This window comes from Paenibacillus sp. FSL M8-0212 (genome assembly GCF_038004645.1).
Lineage (GTDB): Bacteria > Bacillota > Bacilli > Paenibacillales > Paenibacillaceae > Paenibacillus.
This window is the reverse complement of the sequence record NZ_JBBORP010000001.1, coordinates 3639567-3659155: the sequence shown is the minus strand read 5'-3', so window position 1 is coordinate 3659155 and position 19589 is coordinate 3639567. Positions and strand designations below refer to the sequence as shown.

Below are 19589 nucleotides of genomic sequence, written 5' to 3'. Positions count from 1 at the left end.
CCATCAATGAATTCAACCATGGAGGATACCGCGATGAAAACATCCGAACCATTTCTTTTCCTGCAAGGATTTCTGAGGAATCCCAAACGAGTAGGCAGTCTCCTGCCCAGTTCCAAATTTCTAGCCCGTAAAATCGTCCATTCTGTACGATGGGAGGAGGTTAGAACCATGGCTGAGCTGGGGCCAGGAACAGGTGCCGTCACACGTCTCATGAGATCACATTTACCAAAATCCGCAACCGTGTTTTTATTTGAAAGAGACCCCAAAATGAGAAGTAATCTGAAGAAAACATATCCTGAATTCATGTTCCATTCAAATGCCTCCTATCTGTTGAAAAGGATCAATCAAGAACATATCCATCAGTTGGATAGCATCATTTGTGGACTGCCATTTTTTAATTTCTCCAGAGAAATGAGACAAAACATCCTGTCACAGATTCATACAGCGCTCCGACCTGGAGGCACCTTAGTTTTGTACCAGTACTCACTTCATATGAAGAAACAATTAGCTGAGTTATTTGAGATGGAGAAAATTCAATTTGTGCCTTTCAGCTTTCCTCCTGTTTTTGTGTATGTTTGTCGTAAAAGAAAAGAAGAATGAAGAACAACGTGAAGCGATCGACTTGAGGAAGACTTGATTTATCCTCTTTATATGTTTAATGTCCTGTCTTGTCCTGTGAGGATCTAATCATGCGAGTCATCATCTTACGCGGCAACAACCGCGGCATAAACGCGATGAATCGGTTTCGAGCACCAGGCATAATCAACGTCTTGCCACGTAAGAAACCTCGATACCCTTCTTCGGCCACCTGTCCGGCTTCCATGATCGGGCCCTGCAACATCTTCGAGACACCCATACCCGAACGATCCACAAACCCGGTGGATGTCAGGCCTGGACACAGTGCCGTTACCGTAACGCCAGTTCCACTTACTTCATTCTCCAAAGCCTCGGTGAATGATAGCACATATGCCTTTGTTGCATAATATACCGACATCATCGGTCCTGGGAAAAAACCTACCAACGAAGCCACATTCATCACACCGCCGTGTCCACGTTGGATCATATCCGGCAAGAATAGCTTTGTCATGATGGTTAAAGCTTTGATATTCACGTCAATCATATTAACTTCTTGCTCCATATCCGTTTCCATAAACGTCCCGAACAGACCGAAGCCTGCATTGTTTACAAGATAGTCAACAACAATCCCCTTTTCCTTCAGCTCATTATAAATCTCCTGTGGTACCCCAGGTGCTGCTACATCTTTGGCAATAACCGTCGCCTGAATGCCATACTTTTTCTGATACTCCTGAGCTAGATCCTGTATTTTACCCTCACTTCGTGCTACCAGCACAATATGATGTCCACCTTTGGCAAACCGATCCGCTAACTCTTTACCGATCCCACCCGATACCCCTGTGATTAGAACTGTCTTTCTCATATCGTTACCTGCCTCTCTTTTCTATAAATATATTTCATCTGGAACACCCATATTAGAACGAACATTCTTTTAATGTGAAAAAATAGACTACCTTCGTATGAGATCCATCGATAGCATCGCTATACGAAGCAGTTTTTCCTTGGTCATCGAGGTCTTGGACATCCCCCTTAACCCAATGCTAACGTTATGCAGATATTCCGCCAATACCTCGGCGTTGTACTCCGTTGTGAATTCACCTTCTTGCTGTCCCCACACAATAATGTCCTTGATTAGTTTCTCCGTATTTGCAAACATCTCCGTCGATCGGTGGTTCATGTCTTTATCGCGTGCCGCCAATTCTACCGTCGAATTAACAATGAAGCAGCCTGATGCTGGAGATTCCTCTCCATGAATTAAAGAAAGAAATATAAACTGAAGTGCTTCCGTTGCCGTTTGAGAACGCTTTACGCCTGCTGCAAGGGCTGAGCTGATTTTGTGATCATACAGATCTACTGACTTTAGAAACAAGGTATGTTTGTCGCCAAATGTGTCATACAAGCTTTTACGATGAATTCCCATATGATTAACCAGATCCGTCATAGACGTCTTCTCATATCCTTGTTCCCAAAAAAGTCTCATCGCTTTATCCAGTACAACAGACTCTTCGAACTCTTTGCTTCTCGCCATTGGCTTCCCTCCTGTTCAGAAAACGAACATTAAATAGCATGAGCACCATCTTAACGAGCCTTTAAAAGGTAACAATGACTTTGCCCTGAGAGTGACCCGTGGATACTTTAATCAATGCCTTTTCAATGTCGTCAAACGTATACGTAGAATCAATCGAGGGTTTAATGTCTTCTTTTTCTACAAGAGCTGTGATTTCTTGCAATTGAATCCCACTGGAATGCACAAATAAAAAACGATATTCATTTTGATTCTTACGCGCTAAAGAATCCAGGCGTGCACCTACGAGACCAAACAATGCTCTTTTCCACAACGGGAATTGACTGTCCACTGCAAAGCGATAATTGGGTCCCGCCTTCAAAGAAACTAATTTGCCCTGTGGTTTCAAAATACTCAATTCAGCTTTGATCTCATCCGCACCCAAGGTATCGATCACATAATCGATATCGGACAGAATATCAGCATACTGCTCGGTCTTATAATCAATGAATTGATCTGCTCCAATGGATAAACTACGTGCTCTGCCCCTCTCACTGCCACTTGTAATAACCGTTAATCCCATGGACTTGGCAATCGGGATGGCCATCGCACCGAATCCACCAGTTCCGCCAGGTATAAACAACTTTTTATTCGGTTCAGCTCGGAGTACATCATGCAATGCTTGATATGCGGTCAAGGCAGTAAGGGGTACCGCAGCAGCTTCGGTAAAAGAAAGATTTCCAGGCATCATGGATAAGGCATCCTCATGTACAGCGGCATATTCAGCAAAAGCACCAATTTTATTCAGTGGCAACCTGGTATAAACCGAATCCCCCACTTTAAAATTCAAAACATCATCACCGACGGCTTCAATGACACCCGATAATTCATTCCCTAAAGTTAGAGGTAGCTTATAGTCGGCAATCATCCGAACACTGCCATTCATATTCAAGATATCCAGCGGATTTACACCCGCAGCTTTTACTCTGACAAGGACCTCATGGCTATGAATCTGAGGTATCTCAATATTATTGATTTCCACTTGGATTTTTTTAGAGTATTTCTGTATTTGAGCTGCTCTCATCATTTATCCTCATCCTTTGCTTGTAGACTATAAAAGTTGAAGTCAAGATTATTTACACTGACACTACGATGACAGAACAACCTTCCAATCGCTGTTATCGTGTAAAATGATTAGTCCAACTTATGTAGGAACATGGCGCGCAATGTTCAGTTGTACGCCATGCTCTATGCTTTGTGCTAGTGCTGCCCCTCTTATGACTGTAATTCTTCCAACGTGGGATAATCTGTGTAGCCTTTACTTCCCAATCCAAAGAATGTTGTCGGATCTGCTTCATTCAGTGGCGCACTTTGTTGAAGTCGTTCCACCAAATCTGGATTAGCTAAGGACCATACACCTACAGGTACCACATCAGCGAGACCGCGATCTAAATCGACACTGAGATCATCCAACGTTCTTCCAGCCCGATTGACCAGCAATGGATTTTGCCAGATCGAACGAATGTCTTGGAGCAGGTTCTCATCTCCAAGATGCATAACATGAAGGTAAGCCAAATCCAATTGAGCTAATTCTTTTACAAGGTAGCGATACAGATCAGGACCTTGTTCGCCATCTTGAATTCCACCCAGCGGTGTCCCTGGTGAGATACGGAAGCCTGTTCGTTCTGCCCCTATTTCCTCCACGATGGCTTTGGTTACTTCAATCGCAAAGCGAGCACGATTTTCTATAGATCCGCCATACTCATCTGTGCGTGTATTCGAATTTTCACCCAAAAATTGATTGATCAAGTATCCATTCGCTCCATGAATTTCGACGCCATCCGCCCCTGCTTCGATCGCTGCGGCAGCTGCTTTTCGGAAATCGGCAATGGTCGTTTGAATATTTTCCTGACTCAATTCCCGGGGAACGAGGATATTCTGCATCCCTGTAGCCGTAAACATTTCTACACCCGGTGCGATTGCAGATGGAGCAACCGGTTGACGATGATGCGGGGTATTATCTGGATGTGACATGCGACCCGCATGCATTAATTGGATATATACATATCCGCCAGCTTCATGCACCGCATTCGTTACCTTTTTCCATCCTTCAATATGCTTATCGGTGTAGATGCCAGGTGACCACAAGTATCCCTGTCCATCATCAGATGGTTGTGTTCCTTCCGTAATCAGAAGTCCCATCGTTGCACGCTGAGCATAATAAAGTGCCGCCAACTCTCCAGGTGTACCATCTTCTTGTGCTCGACTGCGTGTCATAGGTGCCATCGCTAGTCGATGAGGCAATTCCATGTTGCCAATCTTTGTTTTACTCCATATCTTTTCCAATGGATTGTACTCCTCTTCTTATTTGAGATTTTGTAGATGTATCCTCTAGATTCTGCTGTATTAATTCAATTCTGAAATCACCGGGTAGATTGCACCTGTCAGTTGGAACTCATAGTTCTGGTCTACAATCCCTACAACCACTTCATTGTGATCATACAGATCGATCATGAAGCCTGCCATTTCTTTAGCTGTGTGATATTTAGGCATATTCGCTTTGTAATCAAATCCTTCAGCATCTATTGATTTTTGTACAAATTCTGTTTCCGTGATCGCTGGTGCCAGGATCTTCGCTTTTAGTTTTGCACCTTTCAGTTCCAGTTCTTTGGCAAGACCTTCTGTGAAGGCACTAACGTAGTATTTCGATGCAGAATAAGCAACACTGCCTACAGCAATGGCATATCCGAGTGCGGATGAGACGTTGATCAATTGAGTGCCTTCCACATTCGCATAATCTCGCACATACAGTGTAGATAGAATGGTCAAGGATTCAATGTTTACACGCAGCATGGTCTCCACTTTATCCAAATTCTGTTCAGCAATGAACGAGCCTTCTCCAAGCCCGGCATTATTGATCCAAGTCTCAATTTCATATTCCTTCAAATCGTTATATAGCGTGTACGCCTCTGTGGTAACAGACAAGTCGCTTGTATGAACGACAACATTTATTTTAGGGTCGATACCCTGAATAGTTGATTTAAGGTCTTCAAGCTTATCCAATCTTCTAGCTACCAAGATCAAGTTTTTACCCCGTGCTGCAAATGCCAATGCTGTTTCATATCCAATTCCTGAACTTGCTCCTGTAATCACTGTGTATTTCATTATATTCTCTCCCTCATATTCTTTAGATTAGTGTAATTCCGTTTTTTAGAACGATCGTTCTTTAATGTGTAAAAAAAACAGTTAGATCTAACTTGCTGTTAGCATATCATTTCTAGAACGAACAGTAAAGAATTATTTTATATATAAAAAATATGCTTGGAACATACTTAAATGAGAATAAAAACACGCTATATAAACCATTTTTATATCATAAATTGAGAATTCCTATATCGTTTCATAAGTTCTTTCATTGAATAATCTAATGTCAGGCCGCTGGCCACAAGTATAACCATCAACCTTTCCTAGCTACGCTAATATGAATTCGACATCATCCATGCCAGAAATTCTCCAAACGAATCGGATACCTTTTCAACCTCTTCAAATTCAGGCTCACATCCACGGACAATAACTCCACTGTCGGTTGTTAAGTCAATGGCATAGAAGGAATATCCATCCTCCACAGACATTACGATCGGCAAGTGATGATCCCACCAGGCCGTTATCTCTGACTGCCAAATAGAATCACCCTCTGCCGCCTCCAAACTAAGCATTTCAAATTCATTCCATTGGAATGCGGTCTCCGTGCTATTGTTAAACTCAGCTTCACAAATAAACCAGGTTTGCTCATCCGGTGCAACGCATTTTTCAACTACATTTAGAAATTCTAAATATTCATCTGGGAGTCCTTTATATCTTGAAGTAATGCCGCTGTTTAAATGTAGCTGCGAATCGGATTTACTCATTATGTCCCAGCCCTTTTCCCCAGCCCAAGTCATAAATTCCCTAAAGAGCGTGTTTCCTTTTCCATTATTCATTTCCAAAATGAACACCTGCCCATCAGCTTAAGAGATAGAAACTATATCACCTATTCGGGATTTAAATGGTAATTCCCTGCTGTGGTGCTTCAAATAGAAAGACAAAAAGACTGGAAACATGGCCCGAGAAAAGCGGCAACCAGGTTCCAGCCTTTGGTGGTTGGGGGAAAGTTATTATTAGTTAATTAAACATCCTGTAAAAAACTAAAAATAACTGTCCCCACCACTAAATCCCCCAATCCCTTACCCCACAAGGCTTCACCGCCATTTCCGAGATAAAAATAACTGTCCCAAAAATGCTGAGGAAAAGACCTGAAACCTGGAAAGAAACTGGTTCAATTGTGAACGAAAACAACTAATAATTCGTGTCCTTGCAAGGATCGAGAAGTGCCTGAGAAAAGCAAGGATTAGCATTTAAAACGCCTGGGTAAGAGCCTGGGAAATGCCTGAGTAAAAGCTTGAATCAACTGCTTTCAATTCCCCAAAAGCCTTGAGTATCCTGGGTTTCTGCTTGATTATCTATTCGGGATTTAGATGAGAATTCCCTGCTGGGATGCCTCAAAGCATGAGAAAAAGACTGGAGAAATGGTTGGGGAATAGCAACAACCAAGTTCCAGTCTTTGGTGGGTTGGGGACAGTTAATTTTAGTAGGGACGGTAAAAATAAAATTGGAAAGGAATTATTAGTTAGTTAAACATCCGCTGTCTCATCGCCTCAAACAGCAAAATCGTCGCCGCCATTGCCGCGTTGAGCGACTCTGCCTGTCCCTGCATCGGGATCGTAATCGCATCATCCACCAAACGTGCTGTAGCGTCTGAGATTCCTTTGCCTTCGTTACCGATCACAAGCCATACCGACTGCGTAAAATCATAGCTATAACATGAATGCTCTGCCTGCAAAGAAGTACTTACCAGCTTCACGCCCGCAGCCTTCGCTTCGGGAAGCAAGGATTCCAACGGGCCCTCCACAATGGGCAAATGAAACAATGACCCCATCGTCGAACGAATCGTCTTCGGGTTATATACATCAGCACAGCCAGCACCAAGTACAACCCCCGCGGCTCCAGCTGCGTCCGCACTACGGATGATTGTCCCCACATTCCCTGGGTCCTGCACCCCATCCAGTACAACAACAAGCCCACGCGCTCCGGTAATTAGGCTTTCCAGTGGCTCACTGCCTTTACGCACAATCGCGAATACAGGCTGTGGCGTCATCGTATCCGTACATTTGGCGATAACCGCTGGAGATACACTAACCCACTCCACACGCTGTAGCGGGTTCTCAAGTCCAGCCAGTTCGCTAGGTACGCCTTGCTCTCCATCGTACACGATGCACTCCAGATCTGCTCTGGCACGCAGTGCTTCCTGTACCAGATGAATGCCTTCAATGATATATTTATGTTGACGGGTACGATGCTTTTTCTCCAGCAACTGCGCCCATTCTTTTACACGTGTATTTTGCGGTGATACAATCTCCATCTTTCCATCCTTCCCATCTGCATCCATCACTTCGGATACGCAAGCTCCATTTTCGTCAAATGATCCTTGTGACCTACAATGATCAGCACATCTCCAGCTTCGATCCGGTCCTCCGCGTACGGCGAGATGTTCATCGAATTCCCACTGCGAATCGCCATCACGTTACACCCGAAACGTGCCCGGATGTTTAATTCCATCAGGTTCTTACCGATCATTTGCTCGGAAGCTCTCATCTCCAGAATGCTGTAATCCTCAGACAACTCAATATAGTCTAGTATATTCGGCGAGGTCAGATGATGGGCTACACGTAGTCCCATATCCCGCTCAGGATAGATCACCTTGTCTGCCCCAATCTTCTGCAGCACCTTACCATGAAGCTCATTTTGAGCTTTTACGATCAGCACTGGTACACCCATATCTTTCAATATCAAGGTTGTCAGAATACTCGCCTGTATATCTTCACCAATTGCCACAACGACAACATCGAAATTCCGTATGCCCAGCGCTCGCAGCGCTTCTTCATCTGTTGAATCTGCCGATACCGCATGGGTCACCACATTGGACATTTCCTGGGTCCGCTGCTCGTCCGCATCAATTGCCAGCACGTCAAATCCCATACCACTCAGTGCATTGGCAACACTTGATCCGAACCGTCCCATGCCAATTACGGCATACTGTTTCTTGGCCATTAGGGTCTTAACCTCCCGCTGCACTTCAGCATGACGCATCATTACGGATACCCATGCTAACGTAAATAATCCTTCGTAGTATACCACAAAGCCTGATAAACTTGAATGCGCTCGCGCTTCCCAGGGAACAGTATTAGAGCAGCCGAATATACGAGGAGGGAATTGCGATGCCCATTACATTAAGCCTGCGTGAAGCGATTGTTCATAAAGTTCATGACAAGAGTGATGATCAGCTCCGGGAGATGATTGAAGGTTCAGTAGATGGACCGGAAGCTGCATTACCCGGACTTGGCGCCATTTTCGAGATGATCTGGAAGAACACAGAACCTGCCAAGCAGGAAGAACTCATTCAAATCGCGCAGGAGCATCTGCACACCATTCCCGTTCAACCGCTTCGCTAATCGAAGCATTGAAGGGTAAGGTAACCATCAAACCGTTTGTTCTGTCTGCAAAAGAAAGCTTTCCCTTATTCGGCTGGATCATACCCGCCTCCAGGTAAGGTGTATAGCAATAGATCCCTCCGCCAATTGGCGGAGGGATCTTATTTTTAACAAGCTCTATCTCATCGTATGAACTTGTCACGTTTAACTAACACTTCCATGATTCCCGAGGAATATGTCAGCCTTACTTAAGGTGCAGTCTCCAAGAATTTAGCAGTAGGATTTTTATCCATAGCCGTTCTCATGGCATACTCATTTTCGAAGAGCACCACATAATTCCCTTTTTTGTCTTTTACAAGCGCAGAGTTAATCCGGAATTTGCTTGGGTCCAGATTCTCGTCCACGATCCAGCGAGCGAACTGATAAGGCATACGCTGCAATTGCACGTCTACCCCATATTCACCTTTCATCCGGTATTCAAATACCTCAAACTGTAGTTGACCAATTACGCCGAGGATCGTCTCGTCGAAACTTGCCGTCTGGAACACCTGAATGGTTCCTTCCTCCGTCAACTGGTCAATTCCTTTTTGGTACTGTTTATGTTTCAACGCATTTTTAACGGTAACTTTAGCGAAAATCTCTGGCGAGAACGTTGGCAACTCTTCAAAGATAACCTCGCTGCCTTGGCTCAGTGAATCGCCAATCCGGAAGATACCCGGATCGAACAAACCGATAATATCGCCGGCATACGCCTCTTCCACAATATCCCGATCTTGTGCCAGGAATTGCTGTGGCTGTGACAGCTTGATCTCTTTACCCACACGAGTATGCTTCACACTCATTCCACGTTGGAACTTGCCTGATACAATACGCAGGAACGCAATACGATCCCGGTGTGCCGGGTTCATGTTCGCCTGAATTTTAAATACATAACCGCTGAATTTCTCATTCGTTGGCTGAATCTCTCCTGCCGTACTGCGACGTGGTTCAGGCTTCGGTGCCAGTTCCAGGAAATTCTCCAAGAAGGTCTGCACGCCGAAATTGTTAATCGCACTACCGAAGAAAATAGGGGTCAATTCGCCGCGTTGAACCTTCTCCATATCAAACGGATCTCCCGCAACGTCCAAAAGCTCCAGATCCTGAATTAACTGATCATGCAGATATTCTCCTGCCATCTCACGGATAATTGGATCTGTATAACCATTTACCTTCTGAACTTTAATTGTCGAGTGATCGTCCCCTTGGAACAACTCCACCTGATTTTTCATCCGGTCATACACACCGCACAGCTCGCGACCTGTACCAATAGGCCAGTTCATCGGAACTGAACGGATACCCAGTACATTTTCAAGTTCTTCCATTAGGTCAAATGGGCTTTTACCCTCACGGTCGAGTTTGTTGATGAACGTAAAGATTGGAATCCCACGCTTCGCACATACCTGGAACAACTTGATCGTTTGTGCCTCGACACCTTTTGCCACGTCAATCAACATCACCGCGCTGTCGGCAGCCGTCAGTGTACGATACGTATCTTCACTGAAATCCTGGTGACCCGGTGTATCCAGAATGTTGACGCGATGGTTCAGGTAATCAAATTGCATTACGGAAGAGGTAACCGAGATCCCCCGTTGTTTCTCAATTTCCATCCAGTCACTGGTTGCGTGTTTGCTGGCTTTCCGAGCTTTTACCGTTCCCGCAAGGCGAATCGCGCCCCCGAACAGCAACAGTTTCTCGGTTAATGTGGTTTTACCCGCATCCGGGTGAGAGATAATGGCAAACGTCCGGCGTTTGTCCACTTCCTGTTGAAGAATATCATTTGCAGCTTTGCTCATAGGTTTAATCCCTTTCGTCCGTTCATTCACGTTAATCCGGCATCGCCGGTCCATCATTCAATCTTTATGCAATCCGGCGAGGCCGGTTGATTGTACACGAGTTTTTACGTACTAGGTATTTACACACTAGATTAATTTTACACATTTACAATGGAGTTCATCCTCCTCAAATCTGTGCTTTCATGTATACCGTGAACTGCTTCTTAACCCAACTCTCCTATTGTACCATAATCTGTACCGAAAATAACCGATTACTAACGCAGATTCTTCTCTTTTCACTTGCAAAAAAAAGCACCCTTCAGCCATTTCCATGGCATCCAGGCACTCCTCATTCATTTTTATTTATCGGTTTTAGAAAATCAATGCATCCAGCGCGTATTGTCCGCCACCTGTCAAGGCCAGCGCTACACCAATCACCAGAATCGCGAGATTATATTCGAATCCGTTCTGTGTGGACCAGTATCCGTTCGCACCATGGACTTTCACAATCGCAATGACCATCGTCAATGCAATCAGAATGCCACCTACCGGTGTGAGCAGACCCAGAGCCAGCAGCAATCCGCCACCAAATTCCGCGAGTCCAGCCAGCAGCGCCACCAATGCACCGGGTTTCATGCCCATCGACTCAAACCAGCCGCCTGTACCCTTGATCCCGTAACCTCCGAACCAACCAAACAGCTTTTGAGCCCCGTGCGCCATGAACGACAATCCAATCACCAAACGAATCAACAACAACCCTACATCCAACATCATTTTCTTTTTCCTCCATTCAATATATACAAAATAGTATTCTCAGATTAAAGATATTATGCATATTTTTTTCATGATTCTCTGTGACGCAAACCCCTTCAACTGGTTTACATTTTATCTCATGAATGATACTTATCCGAAACGTTTGCCCGGATGAAGTTTGTCATTTGCGTAACTCTTTAACTCATGTGTTGAGTATAAGTTACATACTTACTTTTTGTCAACAACTTAATTTAAATTACTTATTTCCTTATGATGGATACCTCCCTTTTACCCGCTAAAAAGCCCGGAGACACCGCAAATTTGCGATATCCCCAGGCTTAGTCATGTTGTTTATGTTGTTAATTCCCTTAACCTAATCGTTCACTTGCCAGATCACGCTGTCCTCGTCCTGACCATTCACCGGCCACCAGTGGAATCCATCCTGCTCCAGCAGCTTATCTGTCGCTTCTGGTCCCCAAGTTCCAGCAGGGTACGTATGAAGCTCTCCTTGATTCTGCCCCCAGGCTGCTGCGATCCGATCCACAAAGGACCAGGCTGTTGCCACTTCATCCCAACGGGTGAAGTACGTAGAATCACCCTCTGCTGCATCGTGCAGCAGACGTTCATACGCTTCAGGCGAGTTAATTCCAATCATGCAGCTCTGACAGAAATCCATTGCAAGCGGCTGAATTTCGGAATCAGAGCCTGGTTTCTTGGCATTAATTTTGATATATATGCCTTCCATCGGATTCACCCGAATGACCAGCAAGTTCGGTTCGAGCTTATATTTTTTCCCAAGGTACACGTTGTTTGGCATCGACTTGAACTCAACTACGATCTCAGTCGTTTTCACCGGAAGACGCTTGCCTGTCCGAATGTAGAATGGAACACCCGCCCAGCGGAAATTATCCACGAATACACGTGCTGCAAAATAAGTCTCCGTATTCGACTGTGGATCAACCTTGTCTTCCTGGCGATACCCCGGAAGCTGCTTGCCACGGTACTCCCCTTCGGAATACTGTCCCCGCACAACGTTGTTGCTCACTTCCTCATCCGAAGTAAAGGCCCGCAATGAACGCAGTACCTTCACCTTCTCATCCCGAATGTCCTCCGGGAACAGGCGACTCGGTGGTTCCATCGCAATCATCGTCAGCATCTGAAGCATATGGTTTTGCCCCATATCACGCAGTGCGCCAGAGTGATCATAATAACCACCACGTTCTTCCACGCCTACCGTCTCACCCAGCGTAATCTGAACGTTGGCAATATGTTTGTTGTTCCAGAGCGGTTCAAAAAAAGCATTTCCAAATCGAATGACTTCGATATTTTGCACCATTTCCTTGCCCAGATAATGATCAATCCGATAGATTTCCTCTTCACGGAATACCTCACGAATCTGCTCATTCAGATGTTCGGCCGATTGCAGATCATAACCAAATGGTTTTTCGATCACCAAACGGTTCCACCCCTGACTTTCCAACATACCGCCGTCCCGCAAACTGTACGAGACACTGCCAAACAGCTCAGGTGCCAATGCCAGATAGAACAGCCGATTACCCGGCGTGTTAAACTTCGATTCTAGATGCTCCGTCTGCGCACGCAGCTCTTTGAATCCTTCCACATTATTGATATCAAGTGCTTTGTATTCAAAATGATCGACAAAAGCGTTCCACTCATCAGGTTCCCCCGCTGGATAACGGCAGAACTCTTTAATGGATTCATAGATGTCTTCCCGGAATTCTTCTGGGGACCTCGGACGACGTGCTACGCCAATAACCGCAAAGTCTTCGGCAAGCTTGCCTTCACGGTAAAGACTGTAGATGGCCGGAAACAGCTTCCGGCGGGCCAAATCACCCGTTGCTCCAAAAATGAAAAATACTGCGCCTGGTGTCTGTACTTCATCTTGCGATTGTTTTTCGACCATGGGCTCCTCTTTCTTCCGGGAAGATAACCTTCACGCTCTCCCCGAGCTATGTAATGGTGTTATATATGCACGACATACAACTGTCAATTACCAGCAAGTTCCTTCTTGGATGTGATGCCATTTTAGCATATCAACTGAATGGATGCACTATTTCAAACTCATTTTTCTGATAAAGATTCTCACTAGCGGCTCCAAATTCATAAAAAATTCATCCTTAATATTCAATCGTAATCACCGGAAACCCCACTGTAATTCGATTGTCGACTTCATCACCAATCTGGTGAACTGCGAGTTGCATATTCAACATGTGCGAGCCACTCTTGATCGATAGGGGCAGCTCAGCCGCCTCATAAGAGACACTTGCGCTGGCTACATCCGTATAACGTTCAACGGAGGCGATATCCACATTTTTGGACAGGTCTTTCTCGATGAGTGCTAACTGCTGACTCGCATCACGTTTAATAACATTAGCTGCAGTACCTTGCACAGACATATTCCAGTTTGCCTTCATCCCTGAGTCTACAAGCAGTTGACCGATCTGTTCATGTACTGTCATTAATGCCTTCCGATCCGTGTGTGCATCCCCTGAAAGTTGTACGATGGCGTAGTAACCGTTATCTCCAGTCTCGACGACATTGACCAACATACCTACGCCACCATTAGCTGTACCTACAACCAGCTCACTACGGTACACATCATGGCCCGTCTGGCGTACCCGTACTGGTTGTTCCAGACCCAAGTGACTGGCCAGTAATGCTGCTTGTGCTTGTGCATCTCCCCGGCCTTCTCCTTGCCATTTAATCACCAGACGATCAACATTATCAATCACGCTGTCAGCTGTATAGATTAGTTGTTCCAGTTGGGCAGCTTGGGATTCGTTCTTCTCTGCATATACCTGTGTCACACCGATAAGAATAATGATTGCTATTGCCAAGATACCTGCTGTCATCCAACGATTTAACATTTGAATCCCCCGCTTCTTTCTTGCATTCTATGAATCTATCAACAGCATGCCCCTTTCCCGCATTAGCTATACTTCTTCTTCACACAACAAAAAAGCCCCACCCGCCACATCCATGGCAGATCGGAGCTTTCTATTCATCCTTTTCTAGATAAATTGAACTAATCAATATTTACACTCGCACTCCGCTGACAGAACAACCTTCCGATCGCTGTTATCCCCAGATTTTTTGATTCCCTTTTTCAAGGTGAAAATTCGGGCATAAAGGCGAAGTGTATGCTTCCGAAGTAGCTTTCTTTCAGAAAGCTTTTAGCTTCGCTTCTTCAGGTTCTTTCTGTCCTCTCCGTTTTGTGTAAATCTTTAATTCAATTTATATAATCATTTCTTATCTATAAATTCCGCACATTAATGCACGGTTCTTTGGCTTGATTATGATATTGCATATGATCCTGCTTACTCTGCAAGTCCGTTTTTATAAGCATAGATCGCGGCCTGTGTACGGTCGTCTACGCCCAATTTTGCCAGTAGGTTGGTAACATGGAATTTGACTGTCTTAATACCAATGATCAGATCATCAGCGATGTCCTGATTCGATTTGCCTTTAGCAAGTAACCGGAGCACATCCATTTCACGGTCCGTCAATTCATCGTGCAAAGGAGCTGCTGCCTGTGGCTGTCGGAATCGATTCATCATTTTCGAAGCGACCTGTGACTCCAGAACGGATTGCCCGCGAGCGGCTGCGCGAATCGCATCTGCCACTTCATTGGCTCTTGATGTTTTCAACAGATAACTGAATGCGCCTGCTTCAATGACAGGATACATTTTTTCATCATCCAGGTAACTGGTCAATACGATGACTTTGCACTCCGGATACATTTTAAGTACCTGACGAGTAGCCTCAATGCCATCCATGCCTTCCATAACCAGGTCCATCAGAACAACATCAGGCTTATACTCCTGTGCAAGCCGAATACCTTCCTCTCCACTACCTGCCTCACCAACAACTTCAATTCCATCTTCGGTATCCAGTACCGCTGCAAGACCAATACGTACCATCTCATGATCATCCACGAGCAATACTTTGATCGACGTTTCCGTCTCCGTTTCGACTTCCGGTTCCATTGACATGTTCTTCCTCGCTTTCATCGTTCATCAAAGGTATCGTAATCTCAATCCGCGTTCCCTTACCAGGCGCTGTTACAAATTGTATGGCCCCGCCAATCTCCGTAACACGTTCACGCATGTTAGCCAGACCGTAGGAAGCTTGTTTATTCTCATCCAGATCGAAGCCTTGCCCATCATCACGAATCAATACCCGGATCGCATCAGTACGGCGCTGGATCCGTATCTCCATTTTTTCCGCTTTTGCATGTCGTAACGTATTGGACATAGCCTCCTGAACAATCCGGAACAGATGATTCTCGATGCCTTTGATCAGATCAATGTCTTCGTCCATTTCGAGCACAATGTCCATGGGTACTTTTGTTTTCAGTTCCATCACCAGATCACGCAGACCTTGTTCGAGATGTTTACCCTCCAGATAGACTGGCCGCAGATGTAACAGTAACGCACGCATCTCGGACTGGGCTACCGAAGCCATCTCCTCAATCAAAGCCACCTGCCGCTGAGCACGTTCAAAATCCTTCTCCATCTTCCGTCCAACGGCTGTTGCTGTCATGGATATCGCGAACAATTGCTGTGATACCGCATCATGCAGTTCCCGTGCCAAACGTTGCCGCTCTTCCACAATAGCCGTAATTCTGGCTTGTTCAGCAAGCTGTGCATTATGAGTAGACAATCGCTGGAGCGAAGATATCTGATCTTCCCACTTTTTGCCGATTCGTCCGAGTTGCTCACTTAAACGGCCCACATCATCATCGCCCAGATCAGGTACAGTGCGTGATAGAGAGCCCTTCTCCCACAGTAGAAGTGTTTCCCGCAGCAGTTCGAGCCGGCGTTTAACCCGGTAACTCTGATAGAACCCAAAGACCGCACCGATTCCAATCAGAAGCAGCAATAAGGCCAGACCCGATTGAATCAGATGACGCCAACCTGTAAACGGAGCAAGATAACCATATGTATACAATACATACAAAATAACAGCGAGCACAATGAAAACCAGGAGGATCCCTTCACCCATACTTCGGGTTACCATGTCGGTATGTCGTTTTGTCTTCATCGGGGTCTCCTCCTTCTCTTCATCTATTTTACTACGGATTACTGATGTTTAGGTCGCCAACAATATAAGAAATGACAAATTTTGCTTTATGTTCACTGGATTCATATCCAGGTGTTCTCCATACTAATTTGTTCATCATGCCGCTATCTTGTTCTCCAAGAAGATTAATCCGGCCGAAAAGAACCGATGCTTCAATCTCCACACCATAATCTTCTGGTAGTGTAAGGCGAACATTACCCATAACTCCTTGCAGCAGCACAATCGTTTGTTTCTCCTCCGGAATCGAAAGAGATAGATCGGCGTTAACCTCACCTATGGCATGCCACAGACTCATACTACGTAACGTCCAGGATGATTGATCCCAGTAGTAACGAGCCATGAAATTCTGTTTCTTCATAACGCCTTCGTCCAGATGAATCTTTTTGTTTTTTGAATAAAAGTAAGCTAAAGACGCAAGTACAATCAAAAATACAATCATTAAATTATCCAGCAATAACAGTGCCGCACCAATGCCAAGATACCGATGACCTTTGCGGGTATCCCCATTGCGGACTTGAAGCATTCCAACCGTTAACAGAATGAGTGCGGCAGCGGTCAGGAAGTTAATATTGTCATTCAATAACATCATTGTGCCAATAATCATAATGACAACTGCAAGCCATTTACTCTTTTGATTCATCCCCGCCGCACCTCCTCTGTAAGTTAATCTCTCTTTATTCAACGGAAAAGCCATACCAGGCAATGAAGTCCTGTATGGCTTAACTTTTGTTCTACCAACCGTACATTATACACGATTTATAGAATATCATATTGTCCACTAAGCGAACAGTTATTCTTTTGAAGTTCCGTTCGCTTCATTCTTGGAACCATTGCCCATTTTATTTTTGAGGGCTTGTAATTGCTGATCCACTTTGAACTGTTTTTCCACATCTACAGGATTCGTGTACGTGGATGATGTGTTGCGATAAGGTGCACGAGCTACGTCAGCTTCAGCTTCCAGCTGCATGATTTTCTCTTCCATGCGGTGGAATCCAAGTGATGCGCCGCCACTTTCGATCGAATGCAAGCTGTTGATGGAAGACATTTGTTTTTTAGCTTTTGCCATTTGTGCACGGGATACAAGTTCATTACGTTTGTTACGCATTTTGTAGAACTCATCTTTCATATCATGCAACTGTTGCAACAGATCTTTAGCTTGTGCTTCGGACTGTGCGTGCAGTTCGCTGTACTCTGTAATTTTTTGATCAAAGTAGATTTTCTCTTCCAACAATTTGCGTGCCACTTCTTCCTGACCGTTAGACAGAGCAGCTTCTGCTTGGGACTCACGTTGTACCGAAGTACGCTCCGCTTCATCCAAACGTTGTTTCATGCGACGCTCATTTGCCATTTGTTTGGCAACAGTTACCTCTGCCTCATGAATCTCAGCCTCCATATCACGCAAGTACTGGTTCAACATTACAATCGGATCCTCTACTTTATCCAACATATCATTTACCGATGCTTTCGTCATATCCTTAATCCGTTTAAATACTCCCATTTTACTTTTCTCCCTTCTCGTAACGAGATAATTTTTGGCGAAGCTCTTCAACTTCTTTTTTCAGTGCTTTTTTCTCGATATCTTTCATCATGGAATCAAGTTCACTTTCTTGCGGTGCTCCTGCTCCGTAGGCGTTGTTGTCATAAGAACGGGGACCAGATTGAGGTCTGCTGTTGAATCCAGGGCCGGGACCGAAGTTACCAGGACCTTGCTGGTTGTGATTATTTTGAAAAGGACCTCTTGGTGGCTGATGATCATAGTTGTCGTATCCTCTGCCAGGGCCTGGGCCCGGACCGTAGCCATATGGATCATAAGGCGGATACGGTTCTTTTGGTACCACCAGTGCTGCGATAAAGTAAATTAACAACGACGTGCCGCCAGTTACGAAGATACTGATAACAAAGATGATACGCAGCAGGGTGGAATCCATTCCGATGGTTTCGGAAATTCCGCCGCACAAGCCGGTTAACATCCGGTCACGCGTTGAGCGGTATAATTTGCTCATGTGCTTGCTCCTTTCGTTTACTTGTATCCTCTTACGTTGGAATCATAAGCATATGGATCAACGTGATTGGATTCCTTTGGTACCACTAATGCAGCGATGAAGTAGATCAACAATGATGTACCTCCCGTAGCGAAAATACTGATGAAGAAAATGATACGTAGCAGCGTGGTACTCAATCCGAGATTTTCAGAAATGCCGCCGATCAAACCTGTTAGCATTCGATTACGCGCCGAGCGGTATAATTTACTCATGTGACTACTCCTTTCTGTCATTGTTCAATTTCTGTCTTAAGCGTTCCAGTTCCTTATCCAGCGTAGAGGATGACATGCTGCCAGTCACTCCTGAACCATCTTGATTCATCCGCCGGATATCGCGGAGACTTTGTGCTTCATATTCGAGATCAGAGACTTGATCATCTAGTCGGTTAAACATACCGGGTACATTCTGACCGTTGTGATTACCTCTCTGGTTCATACGTTGTTGTAACTGAATCGTCTGCATACGAGCGTAGTAATATTGGCGTTTGCTGTATACATTCTGATATTCAACCTTCAGCTGGTCGATCTGTTCATCCAGCTCCTGTAATGCCGCATAACTTTGTGCATACAATTCATTGTACTGTTCCATTTTTTCCTCGTGGAGGATTTTCTCCTGCAAGGCCAGCTTAGCGAGATGTTCTTCCCCTGCTTTCAGAGCCATGGAAGCCTGTTCTTCCCGTTTGTTCACCATACCTGCTGCCTGATCGGCTTGTTGTTTCATTTGTCTGGTATGGCTTGCATATTGATGACGAAGTTTCTCGGCTTCACCGATGTCTTGGCGGGTCGAGACCAGGAACTGATCAATCAGTTTGACTGGATCCTGACTTTGCTCCAAATGTTCGTTCAGATTGGCTACGGTAATATCCCGCATTCGACGAAATACACTCATTATGTTCTGTCCCTCCTTTTCATAATCGTGAAAACTTAGTACCGACCACGACGACTGCGGTTATTGCTTAGCATTGAGATACCAAAGATGATTAACCCGATCGCGATGATCGGTCCGATCAACCATGCCAGTTTACCCATCAGTGAGATGATACCGATGATGAGAACAATCCAGCCAAGCATCACATTCCCTCGTTTAACTCCGTAGTATCCCAGTGCAATCATCAGGACCGGAATCAGATAACCCATTAAGTGTCCAAGAAGTGGAGTTAACTTTCCGAAGAGGAGTAGTGCACCCAGTGCAATCAATACAATCGCCCAGCCATTTCCCTTATTCAATCTCATAATTGTTGTTCACCACCCTTTCCATTCGTTCATTTTAATGT

The 19589-nt window shown here is 45.0% G+C and carries 23 protein-coding genes; 3 read left to right on the top strand and 20 right to left on the bottom strand.

Annotated features, from left to right (window positions below):
- The first annotated feature begins 33 nt into the window (after window positions 1-33).
- The gene (locus tag MKX68_RS16210) at window positions 34-600 is read left to right on the top strand and encodes a class I SAM-dependent methyltransferase (protein ID WP_340912899.1); all 567 of its coding nucleotides are present in this window, start codon (window positions 34-36) and stop codon (window positions 598-600) included.
- Between the two features lie 55 nt (window positions 601-655).
- On the opposite strand, the gene MKX68_RS16205 is transcribed toward MKX68_RS16210, so the two are convergent.
- From MKX68_RS16205 to MKX68_RS16180, 6 genes are all read right to left on the bottom strand, one after another.
- The gene (locus tag MKX68_RS16205; protein WP_339788979.1) at window positions 656-1438 is read right to left on the bottom strand and encodes an SDR family NAD(P)-dependent oxidoreductase; all 783 of its coding nucleotides are present in this window, start codon (window positions 1436-1438) and stop codon (window positions 656-658) included.
- A gap of 87 nt (window positions 1439-1525) precedes the next feature.
- On the bottom strand, window positions 1526-2104 hold the full coding sequence (locus tag MKX68_RS16200) for a TetR/AcrR family transcriptional regulator (protein ID WP_340912897.1): 579 nt from the start codon (window positions 2102-2104) through the stop codon (window positions 1526-1528).
- A 61-nt stretch (window positions 2105-2165) separates the two neighbouring features.
- Window positions 2166-3164 carry an NADP-dependent oxidoreductase gene (locus MKX68_RS16195; protein WP_340912895.1) on the bottom strand — a complete coding sequence of 333 codons (999 nt, stop codon included), beginning with the start codon at window positions 3162-3164 and terminating at the stop codon, window positions 2166-2168.
- A 191-nt stretch (window positions 3165-3355) separates the two neighbouring features.
- Window positions 3356-4426, bottom strand: a complete 1071-nt coding sequence (locus tag MKX68_RS16190; RefSeq protein WP_340912892.1) for an alkene reductase — start codon at window positions 4424-4426, stop codon at window positions 3356-3358.
- Window positions 4427-4486: 60 nt separating this feature from the next.
- Window positions 4487-5245, bottom strand: a complete 759-nt coding sequence (locus MKX68_RS16185; RefSeq protein WP_340912889.1) for an SDR family NAD(P)-dependent oxidoreductase — start codon at window positions 5243-5245, stop codon at window positions 4487-4489.
- Window positions 5246-5556: 311 nt separating this feature from the next.
- Window positions 5557-6060 (bottom strand): SMI1/KNR4 family protein, encoded by a 504-nt coding sequence (locus MKX68_RS16180; RefSeq protein WP_340912885.1) that lies wholly within the window; start codon window positions 6058-6060, stop codon window positions 5557-5559.
- Window positions 6061-6625: 565 nt separating this feature from the next.
- Here MKX68_RS16180 and MKX68_RS16175 point away from each other — a divergent pair.
- Window positions 6626-6754 (top strand): hypothetical protein, encoded by a 129-nt coding sequence (locus MKX68_RS16175; protein ID WP_340912883.1) that lies wholly within the window; start codon window positions 6626-6628, stop codon window positions 6752-6754.
- On the opposite strand, the gene MKX68_RS16170 is transcribed toward MKX68_RS16175, so the two are convergent.
- Window positions 6747-7538 carry a TrmH family RNA methyltransferase gene (locus MKX68_RS16170; RefSeq protein ID WP_340912880.1) on the bottom strand — a complete coding sequence of 264 codons (792 nt, stop codon included), beginning with the start codon at window positions 7536-7538 and terminating at the stop codon, window positions 6747-6749. The genes MKX68_RS16175 and MKX68_RS16170 overlap by 8 nt on opposite strands.
- Window positions 7539-7564: 26 nt before the next feature.
- Window positions 7565-8266 carry a potassium channel family protein gene (locus MKX68_RS16165; protein WP_076211287.1) on the bottom strand — a complete coding sequence of 234 codons (702 nt, stop codon included), beginning with the start codon at window positions 8264-8266 and terminating at the stop codon, window positions 7565-7567.
- A gap of 128 nt (window positions 8267-8394) precedes the next feature.
- On the opposite strand from MKX68_RS16165, the gene sspI reads away from it, so the two are divergent.
- Window positions 8395-8628, top strand: a complete 234-nt coding sequence (gene sspI / locus MKX68_RS16160) for a small acid-soluble spore protein SspI (protein WP_036673259.1) — start codon at window positions 8395-8397, stop codon at window positions 8626-8628.
- A gap of 227 nt (window positions 8629-8855) precedes the next feature.
- Here the strand turns inward: sspI and MKX68_RS16155 are convergent, their stop codons facing one another.
- The 12 genes from MKX68_RS16155 to MKX68_RS16100 form a co-directional block, all read right to left on the bottom strand.
- Complete coding sequence (locus tag MKX68_RS16155; RefSeq protein ID WP_091037965.1) at window positions 8856-10439, bottom strand: peptide chain release factor 3; 1584 nt, start codon at window positions 10437-10439, stop codon at window positions 8856-8858.
- A gap of 351 nt (window positions 10440-10790) precedes the next feature.
- Entirely contained in the window at window positions 10791-11189 is a 399-nt protein-coding gene (locus MKX68_RS16150) for a DoxX family protein (RefSeq protein WP_024634146.1), read from the bottom strand.
- 355 nt (window positions 11190-11544) lie between these two features.
- Window positions 11545-13095, bottom strand: a complete 1551-nt coding sequence (gene zwf / locus MKX68_RS16145; protein WP_074096424.1) for a glucose-6-phosphate dehydrogenase — start codon at window positions 13093-13095, stop codon at window positions 11545-11547.
- Window positions 13096-13309: 214 nt separating this feature from the next.
- Complete coding sequence (locus MKX68_RS16140; protein ID WP_340912873.1) at window positions 13310-14059, bottom strand: YwmB family TATA-box binding protein; 750 nt, start codon at window positions 14057-14059, stop codon at window positions 13310-13312.
- A gap of 450 nt (window positions 14060-14509) precedes the next feature.
- A complete protein-coding gene (locus MKX68_RS16135) occupies window positions 14510-15178 on the bottom strand; it encodes a response regulator transcription factor (RefSeq protein WP_091020933.1) in 669 nt (222 codons plus the stop codon).
- Complete coding sequence (locus MKX68_RS16130) at window positions 15120-16235, bottom strand: sensor histidine kinase (RefSeq protein WP_339788953.1); 1116 nt, start codon at window positions 16233-16235, stop codon at window positions 15120-15122. The genes MKX68_RS16135 and MKX68_RS16130 overlap by 59 nt, the downstream gene beginning before the upstream one ends.
- 31 nt (window positions 16236-16266) lie before the next feature.
- A complete protein-coding gene (gene liaF / locus MKX68_RS16125; RefSeq protein WP_036605686.1) occupies window positions 16267-16914 on the bottom strand; it encodes a cell wall-active antibiotics response protein LiaF in 648 nt (215 codons plus the stop codon).
- 150 nt (window positions 16915-17064) lie between these two features.
- Window positions 17065-17772, bottom strand: a complete 708-nt coding sequence (locus tag MKX68_RS16120) for a PspA/IM30 family protein (protein WP_017692315.1) — start codon at window positions 17770-17772, stop codon at window positions 17065-17067.
- A 1-nt stretch (window position 17773) separates the two neighbouring features.
- Complete coding sequence (locus MKX68_RS16115) at window positions 17774-18277, bottom strand: PspC domain-containing protein (RefSeq protein WP_340912870.1); 504 nt, start codon at window positions 18275-18277, stop codon at window positions 17774-17776.
- A gap of 17 nt (window positions 18278-18294) precedes the next feature.
- Complete coding sequence (locus MKX68_RS16110; RefSeq protein WP_017692313.1) at window positions 18295-18528, bottom strand: PspC domain-containing protein; 234 nt, start codon at window positions 18526-18528, stop codon at window positions 18295-18297.
- A 4-nt stretch (window positions 18529-18532) separates the two neighbouring features.
- Complete coding sequence (locus tag MKX68_RS16105; RefSeq protein WP_340912865.1) at window positions 18533-19204, bottom strand: PspA/IM30 family protein; 672 nt, start codon at window positions 19202-19204, stop codon at window positions 18533-18535.
- A gap of 35 nt (window positions 19205-19239) precedes the next feature.
- Window positions 19240-19548 (bottom strand): LiaF transmembrane domain-containing protein, encoded by a 309-nt coding sequence (locus MKX68_RS16100; RefSeq protein ID WP_017692311.1) that lies wholly within the window; start codon window positions 19546-19548, stop codon window positions 19240-19242.
- Window positions 19549-19589 lie beyond the last annotated feature (41 nt).

What these genes read in the sequence shown, in the direction of transcription:
- MKX68_RS16210 (WP_340912899.1), top strand. Translation starts at nt 34, where the DNA reads ATGAAAACATCCGAACCATTTCTTTTCCTGCAAGGATTTCTGAGGAAT.
- MKX68_RS16140 (WP_340912873.1), bottom strand. Translation starts at nt 14,059, where the DNA reads ATGTTAAATCGTTGGATGACAGCAGGTATCTTGGCAATAGCAATCATT.
- MKX68_RS16100 (WP_017692311.1), bottom strand. Translation starts at nt 19,548, where the DNA reads ATGAGATTGAATAAGGGAAATGGCTGGGCGATTGTATTGATTGCACTG.
- liaF (WP_036605686.1), bottom strand. Translation starts at nt 16,914, where the DNA reads ATGAATCAAAAGAGTAAATGGCTTGCAGTTGTCATTATGATTATTGGC.
- MKX68_RS16120 (WP_017692315.1), bottom strand. Translation starts at nt 17,772, where the DNA reads ATGGGAGTATTTAAACGGATTAAGGATATGACGAAAGCATCGGTAAAT.
- MKX68_RS16155 (WP_091037965.1), bottom strand. Translation starts at nt 10,439, where the DNA reads ATGAGCAAAGCTGCAAATGATATTCTTCAACAGGAAGTGGACAAACGC.
- MKX68_RS16110 (WP_017692313.1), bottom strand. Translation starts at nt 18,528, where the DNA reads ATGAGTAAATTATACCGCTCGGCGCGTAATCGAATGCTAACAGGTTTG.
- MKX68_RS16130 (WP_339788953.1), bottom strand. Translation starts at nt 16,235, where the DNA reads ATGAAGACAAAACGACATACCGACATGGTAACCCGAAGTATGGGTGAA.
- MKX68_RS16205 (WP_339788979.1), bottom strand. Translation starts at nt 1,438, where the DNA reads ATGAGAAAGACAGTTCTAATCACAGGGGTATCGGGTGGGATCGGTAAA.
- MKX68_RS16195 (WP_340912895.1), bottom strand. Translation starts at nt 3,164, where the DNA reads ATGAGAGCAGCTCAAATACAGAAATACTCTAAAAAAATCCAAGTGGAA.
- zwf (WP_074096424.1), bottom strand. Translation starts at nt 13,095, where the DNA reads ATGGTCGAAAAACAATCGCAAGATGAAGTACAGACACCAGGCGCAGTA.
- MKX68_RS16135 (WP_091020933.1), bottom strand. Translation starts at nt 15,178, where the DNA reads ATGGAACCGGAAGTCGAAACGGAGACGGAAACGTCGATCAAAGTATTG.
- MKX68_RS16165 (WP_076211287.1), bottom strand. Translation starts at nt 8,266, where the DNA reads ATGCGTCATGCTGAAGTGCAGCGGGAGGTTAAGACCCTAATGGCCAAG.
- MKX68_RS16200 (WP_340912897.1), bottom strand. Translation starts at nt 2,104, where the DNA reads ATGGCGAGAAGCAAAGAGTTCGAAGAGTCTGTTGTACTGGATAAAGCG.
- MKX68_RS16170 (WP_340912880.1), bottom strand. Translation starts at nt 7,538, where the DNA reads ATGGAGATTGTATCACCGCAAAATACACGTGTAAAAGAATGGGCGCAG.
- MKX68_RS16105 (WP_340912865.1), bottom strand. Translation starts at nt 19,204, where the DNA reads ATGAGTGTATTTCGTCGAATGCGGGATATTACCGTAGCCAATCTGAAC.
- sspI (WP_036673259.1), top strand. Translation starts at nt 8,395, where the DNA reads ATGCCCATTACATTAAGCCTGCGTGAAGCGATTGTTCATAAAGTTCAT.
- MKX68_RS16175 (WP_340912883.1), top strand. Translation starts at nt 6,626, where the DNA reads ATGAGAAAAAGACTGGAGAAATGGTTGGGGAATAGCAACAACCAAGTT.
- MKX68_RS16150 (WP_024634146.1), bottom strand. Translation starts at nt 11,189, where the DNA reads ATGTTGGATGTAGGGTTGTTGTTGATTCGTTTGGTGATTGGATTGTCG.
- MKX68_RS16185 (WP_340912889.1), bottom strand. Translation starts at nt 5,245, where the DNA reads ATGAAATACACAGTGATTACAGGAGCAAGTTCAGGAATTGGATATGAA.
- MKX68_RS16180 (WP_340912885.1), bottom strand. Translation starts at nt 6,060, where the DNA reads ATGAATAATGGAAAAGGAAACACGCTCTTTAGGGAATTTATGACTTGG.
- MKX68_RS16115 (WP_340912870.1), bottom strand. Translation starts at nt 18,277, where the DNA reads ATGAGCAAATTATACCGCTCAACGCGTGACCGGATGTTAACCGGCTTG.